This is a genomic window from Burkholderiales bacterium (assembly GCA_035560005.1).
GTDB lineage: Bacteria > Pseudomonadota > Gammaproteobacteria > Burkholderiales > Eutrophovitaceae > DASRFY01.
On sequence record DATMAN010000038.1, the window covers coordinates 53152 to 79946 of the forward strand.

Below are 26795 nucleotides of genomic sequence, written 5' to 3' on the forward strand. Positions count from 1 at the left end.
GAGAAGACGGCCCCGCCCCTCACGCCCGTGCGTAACACACTGCGTACCACTGCTTTTCGTCGGTCCACGCGATGAGGTCGCGAAACCCGGCCCGCGTCAGCATCACCTCGAAGTCGCGCAAGCGGTACTTGTAGCTGTTTTCGGTGTGAATGCGTTCGCCCCGCTCGAAGTCGCGCCCCCCGCCCGGCCAGGTGACCGAAACGCCGCGCTTGGCCTCGAGGTGCATTTCCACGCGCGACGCAGGCTCGTTGAAGAACGCCACGTGCCGCCAGTCCCTGAAGTCGAAATCCGAACCGAGCAGCGCGTTGACGTGTTCGAGTACGTTGAGATTGAACGCCGCCGTCACGCCGAGGGCGTCATCGTAGGCCGCATCCAGCACCGCCTTGTCCTTGACCAGATCGACGCTGATCAGAATGGCGCCGTCCTCGTCGCACTGCGACCGCACCGCCGCGAGAAACGCATGCGCCTGTTCCGGCGTGAAGTTCCCGATCGACGAACCGGGGTAGAAGAACAGCCGCTTGCGGGCCCGAACCGCGTCGGGCAGGGAGAACGGCCCCGACAGATCCAGCGCGAGCGCCAGCATTTCCATTCCGGAGAACAGGTACCGCATGCTGTTCAGCGCCTCGCGCAGGTATTCGGTCGAGAGGTCGACCGCCACGTACTGCGCGGGCTGCAACACGCCGAACAGCCGCTTTGCCTTTTCGCAATTGCCGGCGCCGAGGTCGATCAGCGTTGCGCCGCGGCCCGTGATCCTGCCGATCTGCTGGGCGTAACGCGAAAAGATGCCGGTCTCCACCCGCGTGAGGTAATACTCCGGAAGCCGCGTGATCGCTTCGAACAGCCTGGAGCCCAGCGGATCGTAGAAGTACTTCGAAGGAATGAAGGGCGCGCTCGCGAGCAGCGCGGCATGGAGCTCTACTCGCGCGCCGGGGTAGCCTCCCGGCACGCTCGGATGCCGATAATCTCGCGGCGCGGCGGCGGCCGCTGCGCCGGGGTCATCGCCCGGGACATGGCGCTGCTCGTGCTGCGCCGCGATGCGGCGCACTCCTCCCAGCCATTTTCTTGTGTTCGTCATGGGGGCTCCCGAAGCAAATCGCTGGTGCGAGGCTGCCTGCCGATACATGGTAGACCTTCGGGGTCGCGCTGTGTTCGCGTTCTGCCTTTTCACGCGGGATGTTTTCGGGCCCGGCTTCGATTGCGGCTCGGCTCATGATCGGGCCCGCCACATGGCGGACCAATACGGCAAGCGGCGCAGCGATAAACTACGCCACCTGGCGTATTTCGCTTCCGGACGGTGCCGCGTATGGTGACGCAGATACGGAATGCCCTGCCTTCCGGCAAGACCGTCGACGTGATCCTGAGCGCGCTCTACGATCTGTACCGCCATCGCGATGCGGGGACTTTCCCTGCGCGCCTCACCACCGTACTGGCGCGCGTGGTGGCCTGCGATACCGCCGCCTATGTGCGCATCGATCCCGCCGCCGGCGCGTTGGCGAAGTGGGTCGCCGAGCAGCTGGCCGAAATCTCCCCGGCCCGGCCGGCGATCCGCCGGTCACCAGCCGCGAGGCGCTCAAGGACTATCTGCGGAGCGAGCCGAGGGTGTTTACCGACGCCCGCGAGTGGATCGAACTGCTGGTGGCCGAAGACGACAAGGTTGCGGCGCTCATGACGTTCAGCGGCACGCAGCGCGGCCCGATGGGCCCGTTGCCGCCGGGCCGGGTGCTCAAAGGCCCGTTACCTTTGCATCTATCGGCCGCAGTCCGGGCAGATCGCCGAAGCCTGCGCGGAGTGGGACAATCTGAGCGCGCTGATCGAGTTGGGTCATTACCGGCAGCCGGACTGATCGAAGGCCGCTTCGCGGCTTGAGCACGATGGAGGAGTACCGGATCTTCGCGCCGGGCAAACCGCCCACGCCGTTCGGCCCCCAGGGACTCCGGCCCAGGCGGCCGGGCTATCCTATCGGGTCTCATGTTATCGGTCGGGCAGGTGCGCGCTCCAATGAATCCCAATGAAACCGCCAGGCAGTCTGCGTTCGAGTGCAACGTGGATCGTGCAGCAGTCATCGATCGCTACTGCGAGGCCTGGTCTGAACCGGACCCGCATCGCCGCGCGGAATTGCTCGCGTCGGTATGGGCTCCAAACGCGACCTATACCGACCCAACGGTGCATGCTGCCGGCGTGGAGGAACTCCTGTCGCACATCGCCAGGGTGCAGGCGCGTCGGCCGGGCGCGAAGGTCGTTCGTACCAGCGAACTCGACGAACATCACCGCGTCGTGCGCTTTGCCTGGCATGTCCTCCAGGCCGATGGCACGGCCCTGCCGGAAGGCCTGGACATCGCGTTCGTTTCGGCGGACGGCACGAAGATTGAACGCATCATCGGCTTCTTCGGCCCGCTCGGGGCGCACGGTAGCGTGACTCGCGCGCCGCTGGCCGCCGAATGCCGGCCCTCTGAGGATTTCGAGTGACGCGCACGACTGCGCACAGAGTGGCAAAGCGGGAGGATCTGCCTCAGATCGTCGAGATCTACAACTCGACGATCCCATCGCGCCAGGTCACCGCGGACATCGAGCCGGTATCCGTGGAAAGCCGGATCGCTTGGTTCAACGACCACCAGGCGGACCGTCGACCGCTCTGGGTGGTCGAGGTGGACGGCCACGTTGCCGCGTGGTTGAGCTTTTCCTCGTTCTACGGGCGCCCGGCGTACGACAGGACGGCGGAGATCAGCCTCTACGTTCACGAGGCGCACCGAAGACAGGGCCGCGGCACGCTTCTTCTCTGCGAAGCGATCGCTCATGCGCCATCGCTCGGGCTCCACAACCTGCTGGGATTCATCTTCGCGCACAACGCGCCCAGCCTCGTTTTGTTTGCGAAATTCGGTTTTGAGCGCTGGGGCCTGTTGCCGAGGGTGGCGGTACTGGACGGCATCGAACGCGACGTCGTCATTGCGGGGCGCCACGTATGACGCGTCCGGTCCGCGTGGCGCCTGGCAGACCGCCGGTCCCGGCTTGAATGGGCGCACGTCGAGCGGCAAGATCAGGGAATGCCCGCTTGTCGCCGGTTCGCGACAGCGAGCGGCGATGGCGCGCGAAATTCTTGCGGCATTTCCGCTCGCGGTTTTGTATGCTTGAGTTGTCTTGCGCAGCGGAGTTTTTCCTATGCCGACTCCAAGCCAGAAGCACTCGACGCAGCACTGGATCGTCTATGTGCTGCCGGTCCGGACGCTGAACGAAGCGGCGAATCTCGCGGGACGTTTCCGGGAAGGAAAAGCGTTTCGCCTCTACGTCCTCGACCGGAAGCGGCTGGTGTTTCCGGCCGGCCTGCTGATCCTGTTGATCAGCGCGCTGTGCGCCGCGGCGCCTGTGGTGTTTTTCGGCGACCTGCACCGGCATCTCGCGCTGCCGGCGGTCCTTTTGGCTCCATTCGTGCTCGTCGGCTCGCTGTTTGTCCAGGCGTACGTTTTCTTCTCATGGCTCGAGAACCGGGCGCTGGCGCGCGCGCTCGGACGTCGCGCCAGGCCGCCGCAGAGTGCATTCGCGTCATGGTTCTGGAACACGACGGGCGTGGACCTTGGCACGGCGCCCCGGATTCCATGGATCCTCGTGGCGCTCTTCATCCTCTCGCCCCTGGCGATGCTCGCGTCCTTTGCGGCGGACGTGGCGGCGATCCTGGTCGGTCTGGCCATCCTGGCGCCATTCGTCTACTCGTACTTCGACCGATAGCCCGATTGCGCCAAGAGCGATCATCCGCGAGCGCAGCGCTCCGGCGTGCTCGCCGCGCGGGGATCGATGCGCACTCGCGGCGATTGCCGCGGCCCTGCGCCGCGCCTAGAATCTCGACGCCCCGGCGCATCGATCGATAATCCACGAGGCCGCGGCCCAGGGCGCGCAGTCGCGCGAGGGGGGAATCGTTGACCACACCCAAGGTCGTCGCCGTCACCGGCGGCGCTCAGGGACTCGGGGAGGCGGTATGCCGGCGCATGGCCGCGCGCGGCTGGATCGTCGCCGTGGTCGACGTCAATGCCGGGCAAGCCGCCGCGGTCGCCGCAGACTGTGGCCGTGCCGGCCGTGCGGGGCTGCCGATCGTAGTCGATCTCGCCACACGCGATGGTCCGGCCGAGATGATCGACGAGACGGTGCGCGCGGCAGGGCGCATCGACGCGCTGGTCAATGGCGCCGTCGCGGCGCCCGCGGAAGCGTTTCTCGAGATGAGCGCCGAAGCCTGGGAGCGCGCGTTGCTTGTCAATGTCCGCGCCGTTGCGCTGGCCATGGCCGCCGCAGCTCGCGAAATGCGCAAGACCGGCGGCGGGCGCATCGTCAACATCACCTCGGCGGCCGCGCGCATGGCGCTGCCCGACTACGCGGCTTACGCCGCGACCAAGGCCGCGGTCGATTCTCTCACGCGCAGCGCCGCCGTGGCGCTGGCCGGACACGGCATCCTCGTGAACAGCCTGTCTCCCGGCATGATGGACACGCCGCTGCAGCTGCGCACCGAGGAGATCTTCTGCCGGCTCGAGGGGCGCGAGGATCTGGAGTGCTTCCGCGCGGAGCGCACGGCCCGCATCCCGCTCGGCCGGCGCAGCACGCCGGAGGAGATGGCCGCGACGGTCGAGTGGATGCTGTGCGACGCGCCGGAGTACATGACCGCGGCCCGGCTCAACGTGAGCGGCGGACTGGACAAGGACTGAACGTGCGCGAGGCAACCGACCGATGAGCAAGCGACGCGACTGCAGAGTGACCCGGATCGACACCTACATCGTGGGCGCCAGGTGGTGCAACTGGGTGTTCGCTCATGTGTTCACCGACGAGGGCCTGGACGGCATCGGCGAAGGCACCTGCGAGTTTCAGCCGCAGGCGGTGGAAGCGGCCATCCGGCAGCTCGCGCACAGGGTGGTCGTCGGCCAGTCGGCGTTTCGCATCGAGTGGTTGTGGCAGGAGATGTTCCGCAACGAGTTCGCGCGCGGCGGGCCGATCCTCAATTCGGCCATCGGCGCCATCGAGATGGCGCTGTGGGACATCGTCGGCAAGGCGCTGGACCGCCCGGTGTACGACCTGCTGGGCGGGATGGTGCGCGATCGCATTCCGGCCTATGCCAATGCCTGGTATGGGGCGGGCGCGAGCCTCGCGGAGATCGGCCGCGCGGCGACCGAAGTCGCGCGCAAGGGTTATCGCGGACTGAAGCTCGATCCGTTCGCCAATGCCGGCCGCGATCCGGACGCGAAGCTGATCGGCTCGGCGGTGGAGATGGTGGCTTGCACGCGCGACGCGGTCGGCCCGGAGGTCGACGTTCTGATCGATTGTCACGGCCGCTTCAGCCCCGGCTCGGCGATTGCCATCGCGCAGGCGCTGGAGCCCTGCCGGATCTACTGGATGGAAGAGCCCTGCGACCCGGAGAACGTTCAAGCGCTGGCCAAGGTCGGGCGCTCGATCCGCACCCGCCTCGCCACCGGAGAGCGCTGCTACACGAAGTACCACCTGCAAGCGCTGCTCGCCACCAACGAAGTCAGCGTGCTGCAGCCGGACCCGATTCACGTGGGCGGCATCCTGGAAGCAAAGAAAATCGCCGCGATCGCCGACGCGGCCTATATCCCGGTGTCCTTCCACAATCCGTTCGGCCCAGTGGCCACCGCCGCCGCGCTGCAGCTCGATGCCTGCACCACCAACTTCGTCATGCAGGAGTCGTTCTGCGAGTTTTCGCCACCGTGGCGTTTCGAGCTGGTCGAGCACCCGCCGCGTCCCAGGAACGGCGGTTACGATCTGTCGCCGCTGCCGGGCCTGGGCGTCGGCCGCTTCGTGCCCGAGGCGGCGATGAGCCATCCCTTCGATCCCAGCGCGTTCCTGCCGATGTGGAAGGGCGACTGGCGAAGGAGTCTGTAGCGGAGCTCAGGCGACCGGCGGGCCGGGTGAGGGGTGAGAAGGGGAGGGAAAGGGTGCGACACAACTGCGCACGAGTCATCACGTCCCGCACCTCCGACGACGTCGGCCTTCAAGTATTTCGGCCGTTCGGAAGGAGCCGCATCGACCCCTGTCAAATGCCGGCTTGCAGGGCAGCAGAAGACGCTTCCGGGTCCTCCATCTTGCGCCAGAGCGGATGAAGGCGTCGGGGTCCCGCATCCGAGTTGTGGCCGATACCACAGTAAGTGGCGGCCCTTGCCCGTGACGGGCAGGAATGGTCAGAGACAACTTCGAACGGAACCCCTCATGCTGCCGTCGGGTCCGTCTGCATCGGGACGGTGAGAACCGCCCCCTGGTCACCAGCTCCGCGACCCATCATCACCGGGACCCCGAGCCCACTTGAAAGTATAGGCGCTTCATCGCAGGGCGGTACCGGGATTTTTGGTGACCGAATGCACAGTGCCGCAACCCGCCGGCCATTTCCGGCGAGGTGCGCGTTACGCCCAAAGCGGGCACCAACTCACTGCGACATCGAAGATCTCAACGCGGCGGCGCGGAGGGGGCATCCTCTGCACCTTGTTGTTGGGGGCGGCTCTTTGGAACGTTTCAGAGCCGTCCGCTGCGCTTGATGTCGATGTAGCTGTTCACCAGCGCAATCGGCAGCCGCTCGGGCTCGACGTCCACGCACACCGCACCGCCGCGCTCCAGGCTCCGGAAGATCAGCTCGCGCCGGCGCAGGTAATCGGCCGTGGCCGCGTGCGTGAGGGCGCGCTCGAAGGTGTCTGCGCGCGTGGCGAGCGCGCGGGACAGAATGCTCTCGCGCAGAGAGGCGAACAGGACCAGGTGGCGCGAATGCAGGAGCTTGAGCGCCGGCGCGAGCGCCTCGTCGTCCTCGTCGCGCAGGTTGGACAGCATCACCACGAGCGCGCGCTTGCGCGTGCGCTGCATGAGATCGACCGCCGCCTTGTAGTAATCGGTGGGCGCGAGCGTCGGGTGCAGGTCGTAGACGCGGTTCAGGATCAGGTTGATGGTCGCGCGCGACTTGCGCGGCGCGATCCAGCGCGGCTCCGCCGACATGGTCAGCAGTCCCACTGCGTCCCCCTGACGCAGGCTCACGTAGGCGAGCAGCAGCGCGGCGTTCACCACGTGGTCGAAGTGAGAAAGCGCGTCGTCCTTCGCCGCCATGCGCCGGCCGCAGTCGAGCATCAGCACCACCTGCTGATCGCGCTCGTCCTGGTACTCGCGGGAAATCAGCCGGGCCATGCGCACGCTCGCCTTCCAGTCGATCTGCCGGGGCGAGTCGCCCTCGCGATATTCGCGCAGTTGATGGAAATCGAGCCCTTCGCCGCGCCGCCGGCGTTGCAGCAGGCCGATCTGCGACAGCCGATGGTCGGTGGCGAGGATCGCGAAGTGGGTCAGCTCCGCGAAGTTCGGATAGACGCGCGCGGCCCGCGGTTCTCCGATCAGCACGTGGCGCTGCCACAACCGCAGGGGTGAGTCGACGCGTGCCTCGATTCGCCCGAACTGCATGTCGCCGCGCAGGACCGGGCGGAAGCGGTACCTGATCTCGGCCCAGCCTCGCGCGGGGACCGTGACCCTTCGTGGCAATCCCTCGACCTCCGCGCCCGATGGATGGTGATCGTGCACCGCGACACCGAGCGCCCGAGCACCGCCGTTGGCCAGACGCAAGGACACCTCGTGGCCCACGCCGAGGGGCAGCGAAGCCGGCATTACGCGGCGTCCGAGCAGCGGTGGCAGGCGCCGCGCGGCCATGGCGTCGCCGAGAACCCCCGTCCCCAGCAGAGCGCAGGCCGCGAACCAAGCCGGCAGCGCCACCGGCCAGATCGAGGCCGCGATGCCGCCTGCGGTGAGGGCACCCGTCAGCCAGAGCAGTCGCGGAGCCGGAATCAGCATCTGAACTTGCCGGCGCTGCTCACTGTGTGTTCTTCGCGTCTTGTTGCCTTTGTGGTGACATCCGATCTCCGCTTTGTCTTCGGCGCTCGCAGCGCTAGACCCGGGGTGCCTCGACTTTTTCCAGCAGGCCCTTGAGCAGCGTGTCGCTGGTGTGGCCTTCGATTTCCATTTCCGGCGCGGGGGTGACGCGATGACGCAGGGCGGGCAGCACCATGCGCTTGACGTCGTCGGGCGTGACGTAGCTGCGTCCCGCCGCGAGCGCCGCGGCGCGCGCCGCCCGCGCCAGCGCGATGCCGCCGCGCGGTCCGGCTCCGGCGGCCACACCGTTCCAGGCGCGCGTCGCGCGCACGATGCGCACCAGGTAGTCCATCACCTGATCGTCGATCCGCACCGCCGCCGCCATGCGCTGCAACCAGATCACGTGCTCGGGCTGGATCAGCGCGCGCACCGCCTCCACGTTGAGCCGTTCGCCGACCTGGCTCAGCGCCACGCGCCTGACCATCGCGATCTCCTCGTCGACCGGGGGATAGTCGATGCGCACCTTGAGCAGAAAGCGGTCGAGCTGTGCTTCGGGCAGCGCGTAGGTGCCTTCCTGCTCGATCGGGTTCTGTGTGGCGAGCACCATGAACGGCGGCTCCAGCGCGTGCGACACGCCCTCGATCGTGACCTGCCCTTCCTGCATGACCTCGAGCAGCGCGGCCTGCGTCTTGGCCGGTGCGCGGTTGATCTCGTCGGCGAGCAGCAGATGGGTGAAGACCGGGCCGCGCCGGGTGGTGAACTGGCCGGTCTTCTGGTCGTAGAGGGTGTGGCCGGTCACGTCCGCCGGCATCAGGTCGGGCGTGAACTGGATGCGCGCGAAGCGCCCGCCGAAAGTCCTGGCGAGGGCGCGTACGAGCAGCGTCTTGCCCAGTCCGGGCACGCCCTCGATCAGCACGTGCCCGGCCGCGAACAGCGCCGCGAGCACCTGTTCCACGACCTCGGACTGTCCGACCATCGCGCGGCCGATCTCCTCCTGGATCACGCGCGTGGTGTCGGCGGCTTTCTTCCACTGCTCGTCGGGTATCGAGGTCGTCATCCCGTTCTCCGTGTCGGTCGCCGGCTCAAGGTGCGCCGGGCCAGTTTTTCGTGAATGTCCTGGTAGAGGCGGATCGTGTGCAGAAAATCGGCCATTCGCACGCTGCCGGGCGCGCGGAGCAGGCGACGCGCCTGCTCGGGTTCGAGCCCGAACAGTTGGACCAGGCGCGCTTCGCGCTGCGCTTCCGGTGTGGCGAGCAGATCGGGATGCGCGCGGGTCACGCGGCGCAGGCAGGCTTCGCGCGCCGCTTCCAGCAACCCCGCGCCGCCGCCGCTGGACCAGAGGAAGCGGCCGCTCGCGCGCAGGTGATCGAGCAAGCGCCTGCGCTGGCGCTCGGGATCGGCTTGTGCCGGGCCCAAGCGCGGGGCGACCCGCCAGAGCCAGAGCAGCAGCAGCGCGGTCCCCGCGCTCAAGGCAGGCCAGGCATGGGTGCGCAGCCACCCGGCAAGCGACAACGCCCGCGGGTTGTGGAAGAAGAGCACCTCGCGACTCTCCGGATGCAATTGCACGAGGCGCCACAGGAACTCGGCGTGGTCGTGCTCGCCGATGAAACGGTTGGTGATGCCGGTGAGGTCGTTCGCCACGGTGACCAGGCCGCGCCCGCGCTCGATCAGCAGCAGGGTCGTGGCGTAGTCCCCGCCGAAGCTCGCCAGTGCCGTCTCGGCGTCGACCGAAAACGACTGGACCATGCGAACGGTCACCGGCGATCCGCCTTGCGGCAGCGCGATCTCCACGGTCTGCGACACGGCCCCCTCTACGTTTTCTCCGGGCTCGGGAACCTCGATCGCGCTGCGTTTCACGCCCAGCGCGTCGAGCAGCGGATCGGGCTCGTGCACCGGCTCGGCTTCCACGATCAAATGCCCGCCCTGCTCGACCCAGCGTAGCAGCTCCGCGCGCGGCCACAGTGCGATCGCCTGGCGTGCCTGCGGCAATACCAAGGTGGCCGATGGCGGCAGCGCGCGCAGTTCCGGCAGCGCCTTCACGGCCTGCGCTTGAATGCCCATGCGCTGCAGCAGCCGCTGCGCCGCGAGATAGCGGTTGGTGCGTGCCTCGCCCTGGAAACCGACGCGCACTTTCGCGGTCGTGCGCTCGAAGTTGGCCAAGAACCAGGCTGTCGCCGACAGGCCCAGCACGACCACGAGCAGCGCGATCAGAATCCGCCGGCTCACGACGGTGCCTGCGGGGAAAAATGGTCGCGCCAGCCCTCACACAAGCTTTGCAGCAGCGCCGCCTCCGGCGTACGGGCGGCATAGGCCGCGCTCTGCCAGACGCGGACCAGCTCCGCAAAGTAGCCAAAGGCCGTGGGCGTCAGCGCCCCATGGGCGGCGCGCATGCAATCCGCTTCCGTGTGGCCGGCGGCCAGTGCCACATGATGACGATGCACGAGCGCGGACAGCGCGCCGCGGTACAGCAGCGACAAAGCCTCACGCGGGCGGCCTTCCTGCGCCAGGCGCGCGGCGCTGCCTGCGACGTCCGCGGGCAGCGATTGCGGTGCGAGCTCCAGTCCGAAGAGCGCGGCCGGGGGCCGGTAGGCTTCGGCGCGCAGGCGCGGCTCGGGAATGAAGCGTGGCAGGTAAAACAGCGCCAGCAGCAGCGCGACCGCGGCGAAGATCCAGAGCGCGTGTTGCGCGACGGCGCCGAACAACCAGCCCAGATTCGCCCAGAACGGGTTCCAGCGCCGCTGCTTGCGCCGCTCTTCACCCAAGTAGCGCCAGCCTGTGATTTCGCGGTACTGCGAGAACTCCGGGCTTTCGAGCACTGCCACGATTTCTTCCTGTGCGGATCTTTCGGCCGCGTGCGCCGGTGTCGGCCCCACAATCGCCGGGCCCGCGATCAGCGCCGTAGCCAGAACCAGGCAAGCGGCGCGCGCGCCGAGCCGCAACCGCTCCTCCAGGCGGCGCAACTGCAGCTCGATGTCCCAGCCTTCCAGGATCGCGCGCCGGTTCAGATACAGCGAGAATCCGGCGCTGACGTAGAACGGTTCGATCAGACACACAGCGGCGAAGTAGTAGAGCGCGTCGGAGAGTGTCCAGCCGCCAAACGCTTCCCAGAAAGCGAGCTGCTCCGGTTCGGCTTGGTCGGGACCGAGTTCGCTGATCGACGGTTCGAGCATGCGCATCAGTGCGTAGAGGGCGAACATCGCGACCCATTCCAGGTGCACGCACACCACGGTCAGCCATACTGCGTAGCCGCGCATGCGACCGCCGAGCGCGCGCCGCCTGCGCTGGCCCGCGACGCCGGTCTGTTTTTCGAGCTGCCAAACCGGCAGCGCGAACGAGCGCGCGAGATCGAACCGGTAGAGCGTGAGCGCCGCCAGCAGGCCCGGGTGCAACCAGTCGCGCGCCGCGGCGAGCGCGGCGCGCACGCCCGGCGGCTCGCCGAACACCGCCCGGCTCGCCACGTGCAGCACCGCGCGGTCGAACAGCGGCTTGAGCCACCACAGCGCGAGCACCGCGTGAAGCGGCTTGGAAAAAAGGAGCAGCGCAATCGCGGCGGCCGGCAAGTAAAGCGCGAGCCACACGCTCCAGATAGGACGCCACCACTTGCGCCCCATCTGGAAACCGAGGTCCAGCGCTTCCCATCCTGCGCGCGGCCGCAGCGCGACCTCCAGGTGCTCAAGTCGCACGGGCGCGCCCCGCCAGGCTGAAATAGGCCAGCACGAGCGCCCACAGCGCAGCGCCGACCAAGTACTTGGTGGACGGCGAAAACGTCGTGAGCGGTGACCAGAATCCCTCGACGAAGGCGGCCATGACGAACATCAGCGCCGCACCGTAGACGAGGCGCGCCGCCGGCCTGGCCGCCTCGACCAGTGCGGTCCTGCGCGAACGAAGTCCCGGAGCGATCACGGCGCCGCCGAGCTTCAGCCCCGCCGCGCCCGCGATGACGATCGCCGTCAGCTCCAGCGCGCTGTGCCCGGATACGAAAGACCAGAAAGGCTCTCCGTAACCGATCCCGGTCAGGTAGGCTGCGACCGCACCGATCAGCGCGCCGTTGTAGAGCAAAAAGAACACCGTGCCCATGCCGAACAGCACGCCGGTGGCGAACACCTGGAAGCCGATCTTGACGTTGTTCCAGATGTAGAACGCGAACATCATCACGTTGTCCTCGCCCTCGCGCATGCCGAGACGCTGGTTCTTCGGATCGTACATTTCCTGGAAGGCGGAGATGTGCTCCGGCTCGACCAGATAAATGATGAAGTCCGGCTTACTCAGCACGACCCCGAACAGCAACGCGAGCGAGCCCATGAACAGCACCGCCGCGGCGAGGATCACCCGCCATTGCGCCCGCACCAGTCGCGGGAATCCGGCGGCCAGGAACATCCATAGCCGCGCCGATTGGCCGCCGCGCGCCCCGTAGAGCACATGATGCCCGCGCAGCGCCAGCCGGTTCAGATGCTCGACGAGATCGGGGCTGTACCGGCGCTCGCGGGCCAGCGCCAGCCACTGGCACAGCCGACGATATGCCGCCGGGACTTCGGCGTCCTGCAACGCATCGGCAGCTTCGCCCTGTCTGCCGCGCAGCTTCTCGCGCCGGTCGAGCCACTGCTCGAAGCGCGTCCACTGCGGCCCGTAGCGCTCCTCGAACAGCGCCTGTTTCATCTGCGGCCCACCAGGTGATTGGCCACACCGATCAGATAGGTTACCGCCCGCTCGGCGTGCCGGGCGCCGGTCAGCGTGGGGACGAGCCCGGCCAGTTCCTGCGCGCGCTCGGGCGTGAGACCGCCGGCACGCTCGGCGAAGTCGAGCACTGCGCGCTGCTCGGCGATGGATAAGGCGCGGCCGGGCACGAGCGGCTCGGCGTGCGGAATCTGTAGAGCGCGCGGCCGTTCTTCGCGATAGACCACCAGCGTGTCGGCCGCGAGGTCGCCGAGACGCTTGAAGTCACGGCTCGTGACCATGGACAGGAAGCCGAGAAAATAGAGGAAGGGCAGGAAATCCGCAGCGCGCAGGAGGTTGCGCGTCAACGCGGCCGGCCAGCGCACCGGCGTGCCGTCGTCGCTCAGGACCCTGATGCCGAGCATGCGCTTGCCCGGCGTCGCGCCGCTGCACGCGACTTCGAACCACGCCGGGTAGAGCCACTCGAGAAAGAAGGCGGCGAGCAGCATGATGGCCGCGCCGAACTTCTGCAGCGCGCCGGCGACCATGCCGATGATCAGCAACAGCACCGCGCGCAGGATGAGATCAACGCTCCAGGCGAGCGCGCGGGGAACCGGTCCCGCGAGCCGCAGTGTCAGTTCAATGCCTTCGGGCGTGGCAATGCGGCGCGCGGTGTCCAGCACAGCCTGGCGAACTCAGCCTGCGTAGAAGATGTCCCGGTAAGCGGTGTAGACCGAGGCGAGCAGGACGGGCCCCAGCAGCAGCCAGCCGAGGAGCAACGGGACGGAAGCCAGGATCCCCAGCACGAACATCACCGCGCCCCATACCAGAAACGGAAGGATATTTTTCAGGCAGGCGAAGAAGCTGGCCTTCAGGGCCGCGCCCACCTCGAAGTTGTTGAGCGTGATGAGCGGCGTGGAAAACCAGATCGCCATGTAGATCGGGATGCTCAATCCGACCATGATCAGCATGGCGATCAGCACGCCGGCCATGCCCGTGCGGATCTGTTCGGGCGAAGGCTCGCTGCCCCCCGTCATGATGCTCATCATGCTGAAGCCGAAAATCACTGCGAGCACCAGGAAGATCACGATGAACGCGACCAGCGTGAAGACGCCGACCGCGACGAGTTTGCCGGTATGGGTCTTGAAGCCGGCGAACAGGTGCCCGACTTCCAGGCGTTCGCCTGTGCGCTGCGCCTCGCAGCCGAGCATGATCCCGCCGTAGAACACCGGGGTGAGCAGCGCCAGCAGCAGCGAACCGAGGAACGGAATGAAGCTCAGCACGAGGACGATCACGACAAAGACAAGGAACAGCCCGATCCAGGTGCCGCGCTGCCGCCTGTTCAGTTCCCATGCCTGGCCGATCCACGACCATCCGTTGCCGGCCGAGACGCCCCGGCCCTCGGGAATGAAGCTGCCATCGGGCGTGCGGATGGTGACGTCGGCAACATGCGCTTTCGGTGCCGCGTAAGGGTCGGTTGCCATGCGTTGCTCCTCGCGAGAGTCAGCTCGGCTGACGGGCTGCCATCCTAAGTGAGCGCGGCGATGCCGCGCAAGCATCGCCGGCGACAGTCCCGCGCGCATCAATCCGGTGTCATGGCAGCGGAAGCAAGGCCAAAGGAGAAGCGCGACCCCGAGGCTTTACGCTTTTCCGGAGACAGCTCGGCCGTCGACATCCCACAAGGACACTGCCGCGCCGGACTCGAGGCACTTGCCGGCGATGGCGAGTCCGAGTCCGCGCGCCGCTCCGGTCACGATCGCAACACGGTTGTGGAGGTCGATCCTGTTCATCAGAACTTTCCGTACTTCAGGTAGGCTTCCTGCGGGTCCATCCCGCCCAGAATCGCGGTGCGCACCTTGTTCTCGGTGCGGACCACTTCTTCGGTCCTGGCGACGACTTCGCGAGCGGCTTTCCCGGGGATGACCACGACGCCGTCGCGGTCGCCGAGGATGTAGTCGCCGGAACAGACCGTGACCTCGCCGATCGTCACCGGCTCGCCGAGCCGGTCGGGTATCCAGCGCCCAACGATGTCGACTGGCGTGGTGAAGCTGCAGAACACGGGGAAACCGAGTTGCAGGATGAACTCGACGTCGCGGCAGCCGCCGTCGACTACGTAGCCGCGCACCCCCTTGCGGTGCAGGGTCTCGGCGGACAACTCACCCATCAGCGCGACCCTGTGCGTGTTGGGCTGACACACCAGCACCTTGCCGGCGGGCGCTTTCGACAGCAGCCCGGTCCATTGCACCAGCGTGTCGTGCGCTTCCCGCGTCTGGTCGATGTGGCCGCTGACCGTGTACACCTCGCCAGCCACCTTCTTCGCCGGATCGAGCGCCTTGATCGCCGGCGGGAGCACGCAGCGCCCGTGCCCCATCGCCCGCAGCACGTCGTGTACCGCCCCCGTGTACAGCTTCTCCAGTCTGTCAGTCAGATTCATTGCTTTACATGTTCTGTGGAACTACCAAGGACACCGAGAAACCAGGGGCCATGAGTGTATTCGATGTTCTTGGCGCGGCTGGTGTCTTGGTGGTTCGTCTCGCTCTTTGCGGTTTCGTGCGGCTCAATCTCGCACGGGCGCAGGGCGGGCGCGAAGCGCAGCGAGCTGATTGGCGGCGAGCGCTCCGATCACCATGGCACCGCCGGTCAGCGCAGCTGCGCTGGGACGCTCGCCGACCAGCACCCACACCGACAGCGTGCCGAACACCGTTTCCAGGATCGACGTCAGGCCGATCTCCGCCGCGGTGAGATGTCGCGAGGCGATCACCATCAGCACGCAACCCAGCCCGAGCTGCACCGCGCCCATGATGGCCAGCAGCCCGAGGTCACGGCCTTCGACCTGGAAGGGCAGAGCGAGGGGCAGCGTCACGATCATGGACAGCACGCCCGAGAGAAGGATACCCGGGATCATGTCCACCGAAGCGCGCATCTTGCGCAGGAGGACGATGTTCACGCCGAAGGCGAGCGGGACCGCCAGGGCGAGCAGCATGCCCTTCCACCCTTCGCCGGACAGCGATTCCAGGAACATGAGCACGATGCCGCTCGCCGCCACGCTCATCGCGATCCAGGTGCGGGCCGGCACGCGCTCGCGCAGCGCCAGAAAAGCGAAGAGCGCGGTGAAGAACGGCGCGCTGCTGATCACCACCAGCGTGTTCGCGACGGTCGTGCGCGACAGCGCCAGGATGAATCCGACGTACATCGTCGTGAGCAACGCCGCCGACACCAGCCCCGGAAAGCCGACCGCGCACACCTTCGCCGCAATCGCGCCCCGGTGCTGGAGCGCGAGCCAACCACCCAGGAAGACGGTCATGAACAGCGAGCGCCAGAAAGTGATCTCCCAGCCGTCGGTGATGCGCATGTTGCGCACCAGGACGCCGGCGCTCGCCCAGCACAGGGTGGCGCCGATCATCATCAGGAGCGCGACGCGATGCTCGCGCGCCGTGGTCATGACAGGGCGCTCACGAAATGGCGGCAGGCAGGGCGACGCCGAATCTCGTCGCCCAGGGAGTCAGCGCCGGAATCACCGAGGGATAGAGCTCGACGCCTTCGGTCAGTTGCTGCTTGCGTCTGGCCAGGCCGGATTCGCCCGGCAACCTCACGCGGTCCACGCCGGGGCGCGGCGGAGTGTTGCGGCAGGCGTTCGCGATCCAGCTCGTTTGCCGCAGGAACTCCGGACTTCCTGCGAACAGACGCGGGTCGAAGACCTCGACGAAGATCTCCGCGGTCCAGCCTTCCACGGGATCGGCGCGTCCATGCCCCGCCAGTCCCATGGTCATCGCCTCCACCAGCAGGCCGAGCGCGTAGCCCTTGTGCCCGTATTCGATGCCGCCGATCGGCAGCAGCGCCCCCTTCGGCTGCTTGAGTACCACGCTCGGGTCGTCGGTGGCCAGTCCTTCGCCGCTGATCAGCCACCGTCCGGGCAGGCGTGCGCCCTCCCTGTTGAGCCGTGCGACCATGCCGTTGGTGGTGATCGACATCGACACGTCGATCAGCACCGGCTCGCTGTCGGTCGGCCAGCCAGCCGCGATCGGGTTCGGCGTCATCACGCCGGCGCGTCCCCCGTGCGGCGCGACAGACTGGTTCTCCGGCGCGGAAGACATCAGCAGCACCATCATGCCGCGGTCGGTCGCGCGTTTCAGATACGCCGCCAGGCAGGCGATGTGATGGGCGCGGCGAATCGCGACCGTGCACGTTCCCTGCACGGTGGCGCGCGCGCAGGCCAGCTCGATTGCTCTCACCGTGAGCCACGGCCCCGGCAGACGGTTGCCGTCCCAGGCCACCGCCGCCGGCCGGTCCGCGATGACGCGCGGCTCGCCGGACTTCGCCATCTCGCCTTTCTCGATGTCCGCCAGATACGGAGGCAGCAGTTGCAGGCCGTGGGTGGTGTGGCCCAGCAGATCGCCTTCCACCAGGATCTCGGCGACGGTGCGGGATTTCTCGTGCTCGAGCCCGGCTCTGTCCAGCAGGGCGGTGGCGAACTCGATCAGCGCTTCGGTTTTGTATCGCGCTTGTGCGGACATAAGTGAAAGCTCTCACCGCGGAGGAGAACAAGAACGGGAAAGACTGAATCCGGAAACCAACGTCGTGGCCGTCGAGACGTTCGCGTAAAGCACATGGCCGAAGACCATCGACTGCCACTCGTACTTGTCACGCTTGCCTCGCTTTTCCTTCCTTTCTCCTGCGCCTCCCCGCGTCTTCCGCGGTGAGAGCTTGTCTTCTTAAATCATGACGATCTGGCGGACGGTGTGGCCGGAGGCGAGCTTGTCGAAGCCTTCGTTGATTCTCTCCAGCGCGATGTGGTCGCTCATCAGCGTGTTCACCGGCAGCTTGCCCTTGCGGTAGAGCTCGATGTAGCGTGGCATGTCGCGCGGCGGCACGCAGGAGCCCACATAGCTGCCCTTGATGGTGCGCTCCTCGGCGGTGAGGTTGACGTGCTGCAGCGGCCAGCGCGCATCGGGATGCGGCAGGCCGGCGGTCACCGTCGTGCCGCCGCGCCGCGTGACACGGTAGGCCAGCTCCATGGCCTGCACCGAGCCGGCCATCTCGAAGCCGAAGTCCACGCCGCCGCCGGTCAGTTCCTTGACCTTCTGGATCGCGTCGGGATCCTTCGCGTTCACGGCATCGGTCGCGCCGAGCTTCTTCGCGAGCTGCAGCTTGTCGTCGTGCACGTCGATCGCAACGATCTGCGCGGCGCCGGACATCTGGGCGCCGAACAGGGCATTGAGTCCGACGCCGCCCAGCCCGACGACGGCGACGCGCGCACCGGGAAACACCCGGGCGGTGTTGAGTGCGGCGCCCACGCCGGTCAACACCGCGCAGCCGAACAGCGCCGCTTCGTCGAACGGCAGCCTGTCGTCGATCTTTACCAGCGAGCCGCGGTGCACGACGCAGTACTCGGCGAAGGCGGACACGCCGACGTGGTGATAGACGGTCTGTCCCTTCTGCGACAGGCGGATCGCGCCGCCCAGCAGCGTGCCCGCGCCGTTGGCCTTCTGTCCCGGCTCGCAGCGTCCCGGATGGCCTTCCTTGCAGGCGATGCACTCGCCGCAGCTCGGAGCGAATACCATCACTACGTGATCCCCGGCCTTCAGGTCGCTCACGCCGGGCCCGCACTCCACGACCACGCCCGCCGCTTCATGACCGAGCACCATCGGCATCTGCCGCGGGCGGTCGCCGTTGATGGTGGACAGGTCGGAGTGGCACAGGCCCGCGGCCTTTATCTGCACCAGCACTTCGCGCTCGCCCGGCCCGGCGAGTTCCACTTCCTCGATCGCCAGCGGCTTGCTCCGCGCGTACGGCTGCGGCAGCCCCATCTGCCTGATCACTGCTGCCCTGATTTTCATCGCTCGACCCTCAACACATCAAAGAGAACCACGAAAAAACGAAGGATTTCTGTGTGAACTGCTGTTCTGGTGGAACTCCGGTGGTTGCTAGTACGTGGCGCGGCCGCCGGAAAGATCGAACACCGCGCCGGTGGTGAACGAGCAGTCCTCGGTGCACATCCACGCCACCATCGCGGCGATTTCCTCGACCAGGCCGAAGCGCCCCATCGGGATCTTCTGCAGCATGTAGTCGATGTGCTGCTGCGACACCTGCTCGAAGATCGGGGTCTTCACGGCAGCCGGCGTGACGCAGTTGACCGTGATCCTGTACTTCGCGAGCTCCTTGCCGAGCGATTTGGTGAGGCCGATCACGGCGGCCTTGGACGAGGAATAGGCCGAAGCGTTGGGATTGCCTTCCTTGCCGGCGATGGAGGCGATGTTCACGATGCGCCCGTAGTTGTTGGCGATCATGTGCGGCGTGACCGTGCGGCAGGTGTAGAAGGTTCCGTTCAAGTTGATGTCGTGAACCCGGATCCACTCCTCGACCGGGTACTCCCAGAGCAGAGCGTTCTTCCCCGCCACGCCCGCGGAATTGACCAGTGCGTCGATGCTGCCGAAGGCGGCGATGGTGTTCTTGAACGCCGCCTCGACTTCCGCGAGCTTGGTCACGTCCACTCGGGCCGTGTGCACCTTGACCCCCGAAATCGCCTTCGCCGCCTCCGCCATGGTCTTCTCGTTCATGTCCCAGATCGACACGTTGGCGCCCGACTGGGCGAGCCGCTTTGCGATGCCGAGACCGATGCCGGAAGCGCCGCCCGTGACGATCGCGCTGCGGCCGTTCATGTCGAGCTGATTCATGGATGCTCCCCCGGGAATGGACGTTGTAGCGAACGAAAGCGCCGCGCGGCGCCTTGGCAAAGGCGGCATTCTAATTGATCGGCCGCAGCCGACCAACGCAGCAGCCGCTATCTGAGGAGCTTGTAGAGGATCACGCCGAGCACGATGAGCCCGAGCACGATCCAGAGCCATCTGGAGACCGCGGGCGGAGCACCAGGCGCGACGACTTCCTCGCCGGCGGCGGCCGGGGCGACCGCCTGATTGAACCGCGCGAAGAAATCGTCGGCCATCTTGCGCGCCACCGCCTCGATCAGCCGCGAGCCGACCTGCGCCAGCTTGCCTCCGACCGTGGCCGACGCCTTGTAGATGAGACGCGTGTTGTCTCCGTCGGGCTCGAGGGCTACCCGGGCCGTGCCCTTGCCGAAGCCGGCGGCTCCGCCCGAGCCTTCGAAAGCCAGCGCGTAGGACTGCGGCGGATTGAGGTCACGCAACGAGAGCCTGCCGGTGAACCGTGCTTTCACCGGACCGACCGCCGCCGTCATCGCGACCTTGAACTCGGTATCGGAGACTTTCTCGATCGATTCGCAGCCGGGAATGCAGGTCTTCAGGATTTCCGGGTCGTTGAGCGCCTCCCATACCTTCTGCTGCGGCAACGGGATGAGCTGCTCGCCGGTCATGTCCATCGCGTGTGTCTCCGTACGTTGTGTCGCGGTAGCAAAGCCCCGGCCAGATCGCCCAGGCTCTCGATATTGTGGGCCGGCAAAAACTCGTCCACGTGCGGCAGCATGAGGCGCACGCCCGCGGCCAGCGGCTCGAAGCGCTCGAAGCGCAGCAGGGGATTGAGCCAGATCAACCGGCGGCAGGACTTGTGCAGCCGCTGCATCGCTTCGCTTAAGTCGCGCCCGGCGTCGCGGTCCAGCCCATCGGTGATCAGCAGTACCACCGCGTTCTGGCTCAGCACGCGGCGCGACCAGCGCAGGTTGAATTCCCTGAGCACGGCACCGATGCGCGTTCCGCCGGACCAGTCGGCCACCGCGTTGGATACGGCATTGAGCGCGATATCGACGTCGCGGTGGCGCAAGTGCCGCGTGATATTGGTGAGCCGCGTGCCGAACACGAAGGTGTGCACGCGGTCGCGGTCGCTGGTAATCGCGTGCAGGAAATGCAGAAACATGCGCGAGTATCTGGCCATCGAGCCCGAGATGTCGCATAGCACGACGAGCGGCGGATGGCGCCGCGTCGGCGAGCGCCGCCGCAGCAGGATCACGTCGGCATTGCCGCGCAGGCTCGCGCGCAGGCTCGCGCGCAGGTCGACCAGCCGGCCGCGGGCGTCCGGCGTGAGCCGGCGAGTGGTCGTCTCCGGGATCGGGAGCCTGAGCTGCGCGATCAGCTTCTTGGCCTGGGCCAGCTCCGCGGCCGTCATGGTCTCGAAGTCCGCTTTCTGCAGGATCTCGCGGTCGGAAACGGTGAACCTCGCGTCGATCTCGATCTTCGAAGGCAGCGGTGGGTGCTCTCCGGCGTCCGGCCTTCGTTTGGGCGCCAAGGCTTCGGCCAGACGGGTCGGCGCCAGTTCCTCCCCGGACTTGCGCCCTTGCACTTCTGGCAACGGCAGCTTCATCGCGCGTTCGAGCAGCCTGGGGTTGCGCCAGAAGATGTGAAACGCCTGGTCGAAAAGCTCGAACTGCTCGCGGCGACCCAGGAACACGGCCGCGAGCGTCCAGTAGAAGTCGTCCGAGCGCTGAATGCCGGCGACTTCCAGGGCGCGCAGGGCGTCGATCACCCGGTCGGGACCGACCGGCAAACCGGCCTCGCGCAGCACCCTCGCGAAGTGCACGACGTTCTGCGCGAGGTGTCCGGTCGGGGCGGCGCCCATGCTCACTCGCCCAAGAAGAGCCGCGCACCGTTGTCCCAGGCGATCTTGCGGGCGATGTCCTGCGGAAGCTCATCAAGCCAGCCGCGGTAACCCTCGACGATGGAGGGAACCTGAGGCCAGCGCCCCGCCACCCAGGTATCGGAGCCGAGCAGGAAGCGGTCTGGATATTTCGTGAACAGTCGCCGCCACGCCGCGGACAGTCCGCCCGCCTCGGCGATTCCGCTGCGGTAGGAGAGCTCGCCGTGGAGTTGCGGATAGCGCGCGAACAATTCCTCCACGCGGGCTTCGTCGGTGGACATGCCGGTGTGCGCCCAGATCACGCGTGCCCCCGGGTCGAGGGCGAAGATGCGCTCGATCACGTAGTCGTCGCAGTGGGCGTGCAGCCACAGCTTCTTCTGCGCGGCCAAGCGCACGAACCGCGCGAAGCCGTAGCTGTCGGCGTCTCGCCCGAAGATGTGGAATTCGCCGATGCCGCGGTAGATGCCGCGCTCCAGTTCCCGCTCGATCATCGCGTAGATCGCCGGGTCGTGGAACCATGTCTGGATGTCGGCACGCACCACGTAAGGCCGGACGAACGCCACCGCGCGGAACTCCGAACCGGCCGCCGCCAGCAGCTCGCGGGTGCCGTCGTTCGGGCGGCTGGTGAGCAGCACGCCGCGGATACCCGCTTTTCTCCACAGCGCGAGCACGTCCTGCACCGGCAGCGGGCGGCCTTCGTCGAGGTTGTAATGGACGTGCGCGTCGAACACGGGCAGATCCCCGGACCGGGCGTGCACCGCGCCGGGGAGCGCGAGCGCGGCCGCCGCGGCAATCAGCAACAGTCCGCCCGGGTGCACGCAAGCTCCTCAGGCGGTGTTGGCGGCCGCCTGCACCTCGGCCAGAATGCGCGCCGCTTCGCTCCCGCGGATGCGGGCGATGTCGTCCTGGTACTTGAGCAACGCGCCCAGCGTGGCGTCGATGCTCTGCGGCTCCAGCGAAACGCGGTCCAGCGCGACCAGCGCCTTGGCCCAGTCGATGGTCTCCGCTACCCCCGGGAGCTTGAACAGGTCCATGGCTCTGAGCTTCTCCACGAAGGCGACCACCTCGCGCGACAGGCGTTCGCTCACACCCGGCACCTTGCGCCGCACGATCTCCATCTCGCGCGCGGCCGAGGGATAGTCGACCCAGTGGTAGAGGCAGCGGCGCTTGACCGCGTCGTGAATCTCGCGCGTGCGGTTCGAGGTGATGACGACAATCGGCGGCTCGGCGGCCTTGATGGTTCCGATCTCGGGAATCGTGACCTGGAAGTCCGAAAGCACCTCCAGCAGATAGGCTTCGAAGGGTTCGTCCGTGCGGTCCAGCTCGTCGATCAACAGCACCGGCGGCCCGGCGAGGTCGCCTTCGAGCGCCTGCAGGATCGGGCGCCGGATCAGGAAGCGCTCTGAAAAGAGATCCTGAGTAAGCGCTTCGCGCGACACCGTGCCTTCGGCTTCGGCGATGCGGATCTCGACCATCTGCCGCGTGTAGTTCCACTCGTAGACCGCCGAGGCGATGTCCAGGCCCTCGTAGCACTGCAGGCGGATCAGGCGGCGGCCGAGACCGCTGGCGAGCACTTTGGCAATCTCGGTCTTGCCCACGCCCGCTTCGCCCTCGAGGAACAGCGGGCGCTGCATGCGCAGCGCAAGGTACACCGCCGTCGCCAGCGCCCGCTCGGCCACATACTCGCCCTGCGCGAGCATGGCCAGCGTTTCATCGATGGAGTTTGGCAATGCGCGTACGGTTGGCATCCGTTGCGATCAGGCGGGGTACCGGGGATTCACCGCAAAGGCTCGAAGACGCGAAGCAGCACAAAAACAAGGCACTGCGAGACGCTCATTGCAGCGCAGATCTCCATTGCTCGATCGATCAGTACGTGCCCGGCCCGGCGCTTGCCAGCCTTCTTCGTGCACTTTGTGCCTTCGTGTCTTTGTGTTGACCATCCATCTGGACGTGGCTCGCACCGTGCCTCGCGACCCTGTCGCGGGGGGCGGCTGTACCGGCTGACACAATTCTACTTCCAGTTGATCGGACCGCCCATGCTGACTAGCATTCGGCTTTGGCCGCACTACACGCCAATCCCGGCCGCTTAACAACCCAAGAGAACGCCCATGCCAGTGCGGATATCGATGACTGTAAATGGCAAACCCGTCAGCGCCGAGGTCGAACCGCGCACCCTGCTCGTGAATTTCATCCGCGATCATCTGCGGCTCACCGGCACGCATATCGGCTGCGATACTGCGCAGTGCGGAGCGTGCACCATCCACATGAACGGCGCGGCGGTCAAATGCTGCAACATCCTCGCGGTCCAGGCCGACGGCAGCGAGATCGTCACGATTGAGGGCATCGCCAGAAGCGACGGGACGATGCACCCGATGCAGGCAGCGTTCCGCGATCACCACGGGTTGCAGTGCGGCTACTGTACGCCGGGAATGGTCATGAGCGCGATCGATCTCGTCAAACGACACCCGGACCCCGACGACAAGAAGATCCGCGAAGAGCTGGACGGAAATCTGTGTCGCTGTACCGGGTATCACAACATCGTAAAGGCGGTAAAGGCCGGCGCCGCCGCGATGAAGACCTGAGAAGAGAAGAACGAAACCTTTTCCAGTGCAGCCTTTCACCCGGCGCATGGGGCCACCATCTCCAGAAAAGTAGAAGGCAAAGCGCCCTTCTGCCTTCAAGAGAAGGGCGGAGGATGAGGGAACAAACCTAAGGAAGAACCCATGTACCAGTTCAATTACTACAGGGCGAAGAACCTCGCCGACGCGGCGCAAAAGCTGGCCGCATCCGGCGACGCGAAGCTTCTGGCCGGCGGCCAGACGTTGATCGCGGCGATGAAGCTGCGGCTCGCCGCGCCCTCCGAAGTGGTCGATCTGCGCGATGTAGGCGAACTGCGCGGGATCAGGAGCGACGGCAAGACGGTCGTGATCGGCGCGATGACACGCCATGCCGAAGTGGCTTCGTCGAAGGAAGTCCGCCAGGCGATCCCTGCGCTGGCAACCCTCGCCAGCGGAATCGGCGACCGCATGGTGCGCAACATGGGGACGCTGGGCGGCTCGGTCGCCAACAACGACCCGGCAGCGGACTATCCGGCGGCTGTCGTTGGCCTCGGCGCGACGGTCACCACGAACAAGCGCAAGATCGAGGCGGACAAGTTCTTCACCGGAATGTACGAAACCGCCCTCGAGGCCGACGAGATCATCGCCTCGATCGCCTTTCCGGTCCCGAGGCGCGCCGCATACGCCAAGTTCCAGAACCCCGCCTCGCGCTACGCAATCGTGGGCGTGTTCGTCGCCGACTTCGGTGGCACGGTGCGGGTGGCCGTGACCGGCGCAGGGCCGTGCGTCTTCCGGGTCGCCGAGATGGAGAAAGCGCTCGCCAGGCGGTTCGCCGTGGACTCCGTGGCTGGCATCAATGTGGGGGCGGACAGGCTGAACTCGGATATCCATGCCGGCCCGGAGTACCGCGCGCATCTCGTCGGCGTCATGGCGAAACGCGCCATCGCGCAAGCCGTAGCCGCCTGAGAATGAACGCTCCGGCGCCTCAAGCTTGGGCAACCTTGTCCTCTGCCCTCCGGGAAGGGCGGTGCTGCGCGCCGGATCATGGAATCATCGATTACTGCTGATCGGGAAGATCTGAGGAATACACACCATGGCCAAGTACGGAATCGGTCAGGCAATCACCCGGAGAGAGGATCAGCGGCTGCTGCTCGGCACCGGGCAGTACGTCGACGACATGGCGGCCCCCGGCGAAGTCTTCGTCGCCTTCGTCCGCTCGCCCCACGCGCGGGCGCGCATCGTTTCGATCGATACGACCGAAGCCCGTGCCATGCCGGGCGTGCTGGACATCTTCGTCGGCGCCGATCTCGCCGCCGACGGCGTGGGCCCGATTCCGATCAACCCGGGACTGAAGCGCGCCGACGGCAAGCCGATGTCCGGCCCGCCGAACAACGCGCTGGCGATCGGCGAAGTCATGTACGTCGGCGAGGCGGTGGCCGCGGTGGTCGCGCAGACCCGTATCCAGGCCGAGGATGCCGCCGAGAAGGTGCAGGTCGAATACGAAGAGAAGCCGGCGGTCGTGACCATCGAAGCCGCGATGAAGCCCGGCGCGCCGCAACTGTGGCCCGACGCCCCCGGCAATATCGCCGCGCAGACCCAGTTCGGCAACAAGCAGGCGTGCGACGAAGCCTTTGCGAGGGCAAAGCACGTCACCAAAGTCGAATTCCACAATCAGCGCCTGGTGCCGGTCAGCATGGAGCCGCGCGGCAGCATCGGAGAGTTCGACGCGAAGAGCGGGCGCATGATCCTGCGCACGAGCTGCCAGAACCCGGCTGGCTTGCAGGGCACGCTGGCCGATGCCGTGTTCAAGGTGCCCAGAGACAACGTGCGGGTGCTGGTGGGAGACGTCGGCGGCGGGTTCGGAATGAAGACCCAGCTCTACCCGGAGGACATCGTCTGCGTCTGGGCGGCGCGCAAGCTGGGCCGGCCGGTGCGCTGGCGCGCGAGCCGCAGCGAGGAGTTCCTCGCCGGCAATCACGGCCGCGACCAGACCGACCGCGCAGAGATCGCCTTCGACGCCGAAGGCCGGATCCTGGGACTTCGGGTCGAGATCGTGGGCAATATCGGGGCGCACGCGAGCGGGCCGGGCGCGGTGATCGTGGTCGCGGTCGGGCCCAAGGTCATCACCGGCGTCTACCACGTGCCGGCACTGCACCTTAAGGCTACCGCGGTGCTCACCAACACAAATGTAGTGGGCGCGTATCGCGGCGCGGGCCGCCCCGAAGCAATTTATCTGATCGAAAGACTGATGGACCAGGCCGCGTACGAGATGAAGATGGATCCGGCGGAGCTGCGCCGGCGCAATCTCATCCAGCCGAGCCAGATGCCTTACACGACGCCGATGGGCGAGCAGTTCGACAGCGGCAACTTCCCGCACATGCTGGATCGCATCCTCAAGCACGCCGACTGGAAAGGGTTTGAAGCCCGCAAGCGCGAATCGCAGGCGCGCGGCAGGCTGCGCGGGCGCGCGATCTCCACGTTCCTGGAGTGGACCGGTGTCGTTCACGAAGAGACCATCGACCTGCACGTCACCGCGGACGGGCGCGTGCGGGTGTTCACCGCGATGCAGGCGATGGGACAGGGGATCGAGACCAGCTACGTCCAGATCGTTTCCGAGACGCTGGGGATCGATGCCGAGAAGATCGAGATCGTGCAGGGCGACAGCGACATCGCGCAGGGCATCGGCAGCATGGGCAGCCGCTCGCTCTACATCGGCGGCTCGGCGATGCTCACCGCTTCCAGGCAGACCATCGACAAGGGCAGGGAGCTTGCGAGCGAAGCCCTCGAGGCGGCCGCCGCGGACATCGTCTACCAGGACGGGCGCTTCAGCGTGGCGGGTACCGATCTCGCGATCGGGCTGTTCGATCTCGCCGCCAGGCAGCCGGAGCAGCGCATCGCGATCAAGACGCTGCAGAAGGTGGGCGGGCCTTCGTGGCCGAACAGTTGCCACGTGTGCGAGGTGGAAGTCGATCCGGAGACTGGAGTCACCGAGATCGTGCGTTACACGACGGTGGACGATGTCGGCCGGGTGATCAACCCGCTGATCGTGGCCGGGCAGGTACACGGCGGGATCGCCCAGGCGGTCGGCCAGGCGCTGATGGAACAGGCCGTCTACGACCCCGAAAGCGGGCAGCTTCTCACCGGCTCGCTGCTGGACTACTGCCTGCCGCGCGCCGACGACCTGCCGAACTTCGACACTTACACCGACGAGACGAC

26 protein-coding genes and 1 pseudogene are annotated in these 26795 nt (G+C 66.8%); 9 read left to right on the top strand and 18 right to left on the bottom strand.

Annotated elements, in window-relative coordinates; translation table 11 throughout:
• Positions 1-19: 19 nt before the first annotated feature.
• Positions 20-1075, bottom strand: a complete 1056-nt coding sequence (egtD, locus tag VNM24_05260; GenBank protein ID HWQ38011.1) for an L-histidine N(alpha)-methyltransferase — start codon at positions 1073-1075, stop codon at positions 20-22.
• A gap of 228 nt (positions 1076-1303) precedes the next feature.
• Here egtD and VNM24_05265 point away from each other — a divergent pair, with 228 nt between their 5' ends.
• From VNM24_05265 to VNM24_05290, 6 genes are all read left to right on the top strand, one after another.
• A complete protein-coding gene (locus VNM24_05265; protein ID HWQ38012.1) occupies positions 1304-1669 on the top strand; it encodes a hypothetical protein in 366 nt (121 codons plus the stop codon).
• A 374-nt stretch (positions 1670-2043) separates the two neighbouring features.
• Complete coding sequence (locus tag VNM24_05270) at positions 2044-2466, top strand: nuclear transport factor 2 family protein (protein HWQ38013.1); 423 nt, start codon at positions 2044-2046, stop codon at positions 2464-2466.
• Positions 2463-2963 (top strand): GNAT family N-acetyltransferase, encoded by a 501-nt coding sequence (locus VNM24_05275; GenBank protein ID HWQ38014.1) that lies wholly within the window; start codon positions 2463-2465, stop codon positions 2961-2963. Before VNM24_05270 ends, VNM24_05275 begins: the two co-directional genes overlap by 4 nt.
• A gap of 193 nt (positions 2964-3156) precedes the next feature.
• A complete protein-coding gene (locus VNM24_05280; GenBank protein ID HWQ38015.1) occupies positions 3157-3720 on the top strand; it encodes a hypothetical protein in 564 nt (187 codons plus the stop codon).
• A gap of 188 nt (positions 3721-3908) precedes the next feature.
• Positions 3909-4685 carry an SDR family oxidoreductase gene (locus VNM24_05285; protein HWQ38016.1) on the top strand — a complete coding sequence of 259 codons (777 nt, stop codon included), beginning with the start codon at positions 3909-3911 and terminating at the stop codon, positions 4683-4685.
• A 22-nt stretch (positions 4686-4707) separates the two neighbouring features.
• Positions 4708-5874: a mandelate racemase/muconate lactonizing enzyme family protein gene (locus tag VNM24_05290; protein HWQ38017.1), complete on the top strand. Its 1167-nt coding sequence runs from the start codon at positions 4708-4710 to the stop codon at positions 5872-5874.
• Between the two features lie 624 nt (positions 5875-6498).
• On the opposite strand, the gene VNM24_05295 is transcribed toward VNM24_05290, so the two are convergent.
• The 17 genes and pseudogenes from VNM24_05295 to VNM24_05375 form a co-directional block, all read right to left on the bottom strand.
• The gene (locus VNM24_05295) at positions 6499-7806 is read right to left on the bottom strand and encodes a DUF58 domain-containing protein (protein ID HWQ38018.1); all 1308 of its coding nucleotides are present in this window, start codon (positions 7804-7806) and stop codon (positions 6499-6501) included.
• A gap of 94 nt (positions 7807-7900) precedes the next feature.
• Positions 7901-8881, bottom strand: a complete 981-nt coding sequence (locus VNM24_05300; protein ID HWQ38019.1) for a MoxR family ATPase — start codon at positions 8879-8881, stop codon at positions 7901-7903.
• Positions 8878-10050 carry a DUF4350 domain-containing protein gene (locus VNM24_05305; protein HWQ38020.1) on the bottom strand — a complete coding sequence of 391 codons (1173 nt, stop codon included), beginning with the start codon at positions 10048-10050 and terminating at the stop codon, positions 8878-8880. Before VNM24_05305 ends, VNM24_05300 begins: the two co-directional genes overlap by 4 nt.
• Positions 10047-11507 carry a hypothetical protein gene (locus tag VNM24_05310; protein HWQ38021.1) on the bottom strand — a complete coding sequence of 487 codons (1461 nt, stop codon included), beginning with the start codon at positions 11505-11507 and terminating at the stop codon, positions 10047-10049. The genes VNM24_05305 and VNM24_05310 overlap by 4 nt, the downstream gene beginning before the upstream one ends.
• The gene (locus tag VNM24_05315) at positions 11497-12480 is read right to left on the bottom strand and encodes a stage II sporulation protein M (protein HWQ38022.1); all 984 of its coding nucleotides are present in this window, start codon (positions 12478-12480) and stop codon (positions 11497-11499) included. The genes VNM24_05310 and VNM24_05315 overlap by 11 nt, the downstream gene beginning before the upstream one ends.
• Positions 12477-13160 carry an RDD family protein gene (locus VNM24_05320; GenBank protein ID HWQ38023.1) on the bottom strand — a complete coding sequence of 228 codons (684 nt, stop codon included), beginning with the start codon at positions 13158-13160 and terminating at the stop codon, positions 12477-12479. The genes VNM24_05315 and VNM24_05320 overlap by 4 nt, the downstream gene beginning before the upstream one ends.
• 12 nt (positions 13161-13172) lie before the next feature.
• The gene (locus VNM24_05325; GenBank protein HWQ38024.1) at positions 13173-13961 is read right to left on the bottom strand and encodes a BPSS1780 family membrane protein; all 789 of its coding nucleotides are present in this window, start codon (positions 13959-13961) and stop codon (positions 13173-13175) included.
• 183 nt (positions 13962-14144) lie between these two features.
• Positions 14145-14267: pseudogene (locus VNM24_05330) on the bottom strand (3-oxoacyl-ACP reductase).
• Positions 14267-14911, bottom strand: coding sequence for an RraA family protein (locus VNM24_05335; GenBank protein ID HWQ38025.1), 645 nt, complete (start codon positions 14909-14911; stop codon positions 14267-14269). The pseudogene VNM24_05330 and the gene VNM24_05335 overlap by 1 nt, the downstream one beginning before the upstream one ends.
• Before the next feature lie 123 nt (positions 14912-15034).
• A complete protein-coding gene (locus VNM24_05340; protein HWQ38026.1) occupies positions 15035-15919 on the bottom strand; it encodes a DMT family transporter in 885 nt (294 codons plus the stop codon).
• 10 nt (positions 15920-15929) lie between these two features.
• The gene (locus VNM24_05345; protein ID HWQ38027.1) at positions 15930-16991 is read right to left on the bottom strand and encodes an Ldh family oxidoreductase; all 1062 of its coding nucleotides are present in this window, start codon (positions 16989-16991) and stop codon (positions 15930-15932) included.
• Positions 16992-17189: 198 nt separating this feature from the next.
• A complete protein-coding gene (locus tag VNM24_05350; protein HWQ38028.1) occupies positions 17190-18314 on the bottom strand; it encodes a zinc-dependent alcohol dehydrogenase family protein in 1125 nt (374 codons plus the stop codon).
• Positions 18315-18401: 87 nt separating this feature from the next.
• Positions 18402-19151, bottom strand: coding sequence for an SDR family NAD(P)-dependent oxidoreductase (locus VNM24_05355; GenBank protein ID HWQ38029.1), 750 nt, complete (start codon positions 19149-19151; stop codon positions 18402-18404).
• A 107-nt stretch (positions 19152-19258) separates the two neighbouring features.
• Positions 19259-19813 carry a carbon monoxide dehydrogenase subunit G gene (locus tag VNM24_05360; GenBank protein ID HWQ38030.1) on the bottom strand — a complete coding sequence of 185 codons (555 nt, stop codon included), beginning with the start codon at positions 19811-19813 and terminating at the stop codon, positions 19259-19261.
• Positions 19804-21003, bottom strand: a complete 1200-nt coding sequence (locus VNM24_05365) for a VWA domain-containing protein (protein HWQ38031.1) — start codon at positions 21001-21003, stop codon at positions 19804-19806. The genes VNM24_05360 and VNM24_05365 overlap by 10 nt, the downstream gene beginning before the upstream one ends.
• 2 nt (positions 21004-21005) lie before the next feature.
• Positions 21006-21839: an amidohydrolase family protein gene (locus VNM24_05370; GenBank protein ID HWQ38032.1), complete on the bottom strand. Its 834-nt coding sequence runs from the start codon at positions 21837-21839 to the stop codon at positions 21006-21008.
• A gap of 9 nt (positions 21840-21848) precedes the next feature.
• A complete protein-coding gene (locus tag VNM24_05375) occupies positions 21849-22769 on the bottom strand; it encodes a MoxR family ATPase (protein ID HWQ38033.1) in 921 nt (306 codons plus the stop codon).
• A gap of 360 nt (positions 22770-23129) precedes the next feature.
• Here VNM24_05375 and VNM24_05380 point away from each other — a divergent pair, with 360 nt between their 5' ends.
• The 3 genes from VNM24_05380 to VNM24_05390 all read left to right on the top strand — a co-directional run.
• On the top strand, positions 23130-23603 hold the full coding sequence (locus VNM24_05380) for a (2Fe-2S)-binding protein (GenBank protein HWQ38034.1): 474 nt from the start codon (positions 23130-23132) through the stop codon (positions 23601-23603).
• A gap of 141 nt (positions 23604-23744) precedes the next feature.
• Complete coding sequence (locus VNM24_05385) at positions 23745-24545, top strand: xanthine dehydrogenase family protein subunit M (GenBank protein ID HWQ38035.1); 801 nt, start codon at positions 23745-23747, stop codon at positions 24543-24545.
• A gap of 127 nt (positions 24546-24672) precedes the next feature.
• Positions 24673-26795 (top strand): xanthine dehydrogenase family protein molybdopterin-binding subunit (locus VNM24_05390; GenBank protein ID HWQ38036.1); only part of this gene is annotated, 2123 nt, incomplete at its 3' end.

Bases quoted from the DNA above. Each gene is read 5' to 3' on its own strand.
- egtD (HWQ38011.1), bottom strand. From the start codon at position 1,075: ATGACGAACACAAGAAAATGGCTGGGAGGAGTGCGCCGCATCGCGGCG.
- VNM24_05265 (HWQ38012.1), top strand. From the start codon at position 1,304: ATGGTGACGCAGATACGGAATGCCCTGCCTTCCGGCAAGACCGTCGAC.
- VNM24_05280 (HWQ38015.1), top strand. From the start codon at position 3,157: ATGCCGACTCCAAGCCAGAAGCACTCGACGCAGCACTGGATCGTCTAT.
- VNM24_05290 (HWQ38017.1), top strand. From the start codon at position 4,708: ATGAGCAAGCGACGCGACTGCAGAGTGACCCGGATCGACACCTACATC.
- VNM24_05295 (HWQ38018.1), bottom strand. From the start codon at position 7,806: ATGCTGATTCCGGCTCCGCGACTGCTCTGGCTGACGGGTGCCCTCACC.
- VNM24_05300 (HWQ38019.1), bottom strand. From the start codon at position 8,881: ATGACGACCTCGATACCCGACGAGCAGTGGAAGAAAGCCGCCGACACC.
- VNM24_05315 (HWQ38022.1), bottom strand. From the start codon at position 12,480: ATGAAACAGGCGCTGTTCGAGGAGCGCTACGGGCCGCAGTGGACGCGC.
- VNM24_05325 (HWQ38024.1), bottom strand. From the start codon at position 13,961: ATGGCAACCGACCCTTACGCGGCACCGAAAGCGCATGTTGCCGACGTC.
- VNM24_05335 (HWQ38025.1), bottom strand. From the start codon at position 14,911: ATGAATCTGACTGACAGACTGGAGAAGCTGTACACGGGGGCGGTACAC.
- VNM24_05340 (HWQ38026.1), bottom strand. From the start codon at position 15,919: ATGACCACGGCGCGCGAGCATCGCGTCGCGCTCCTGATGATGATCGGC.
- VNM24_05345 (HWQ38027.1), bottom strand. From the start codon at position 16,991: ATGTCCGCACAAGCGCGATACAAAACCGAAGCGCTGATCGAGTTCGCC.
- VNM24_05350 (HWQ38028.1), bottom strand. From the start codon at position 18,314: ATGAAAATCAGGGCAGCAGTGATCAGGCAGATGGGGCTGCCGCAGCCG.
- VNM24_05355 (HWQ38029.1), bottom strand. From the start codon at position 19,151: ATGAATCAGCTCGACATGAACGGCCGCAGCGCGATCGTCACGGGCGGC.
- VNM24_05360 (HWQ38030.1), bottom strand. From the start codon at position 19,813: ATGGACATGACCGGCGAGCAGCTCATCCCGTTGCCGCAGCAGAAGGTA.
- VNM24_05365 (HWQ38031.1), bottom strand. From the start codon at position 21,003: ATGGGCGCCGCCCCGACCGGACACCTCGCGCAGAACGTCGTGCACTTC.
- VNM24_05375 (HWQ38033.1), bottom strand. From the start codon at position 22,769: ATGCCAACCGTACGCGCATTGCCAAACTCCATCGATGAAACGCTGGCC.
- VNM24_05380 (HWQ38034.1), top strand. From the start codon at position 23,130: ATGCCAGTGCGGATATCGATGACTGTAAATGGCAAACCCGTCAGCGCC.
- VNM24_05385 (HWQ38035.1), top strand. From the start codon at position 23,745: ATGTACCAGTTCAATTACTACAGGGCGAAGAACCTCGCCGACGCGGCG.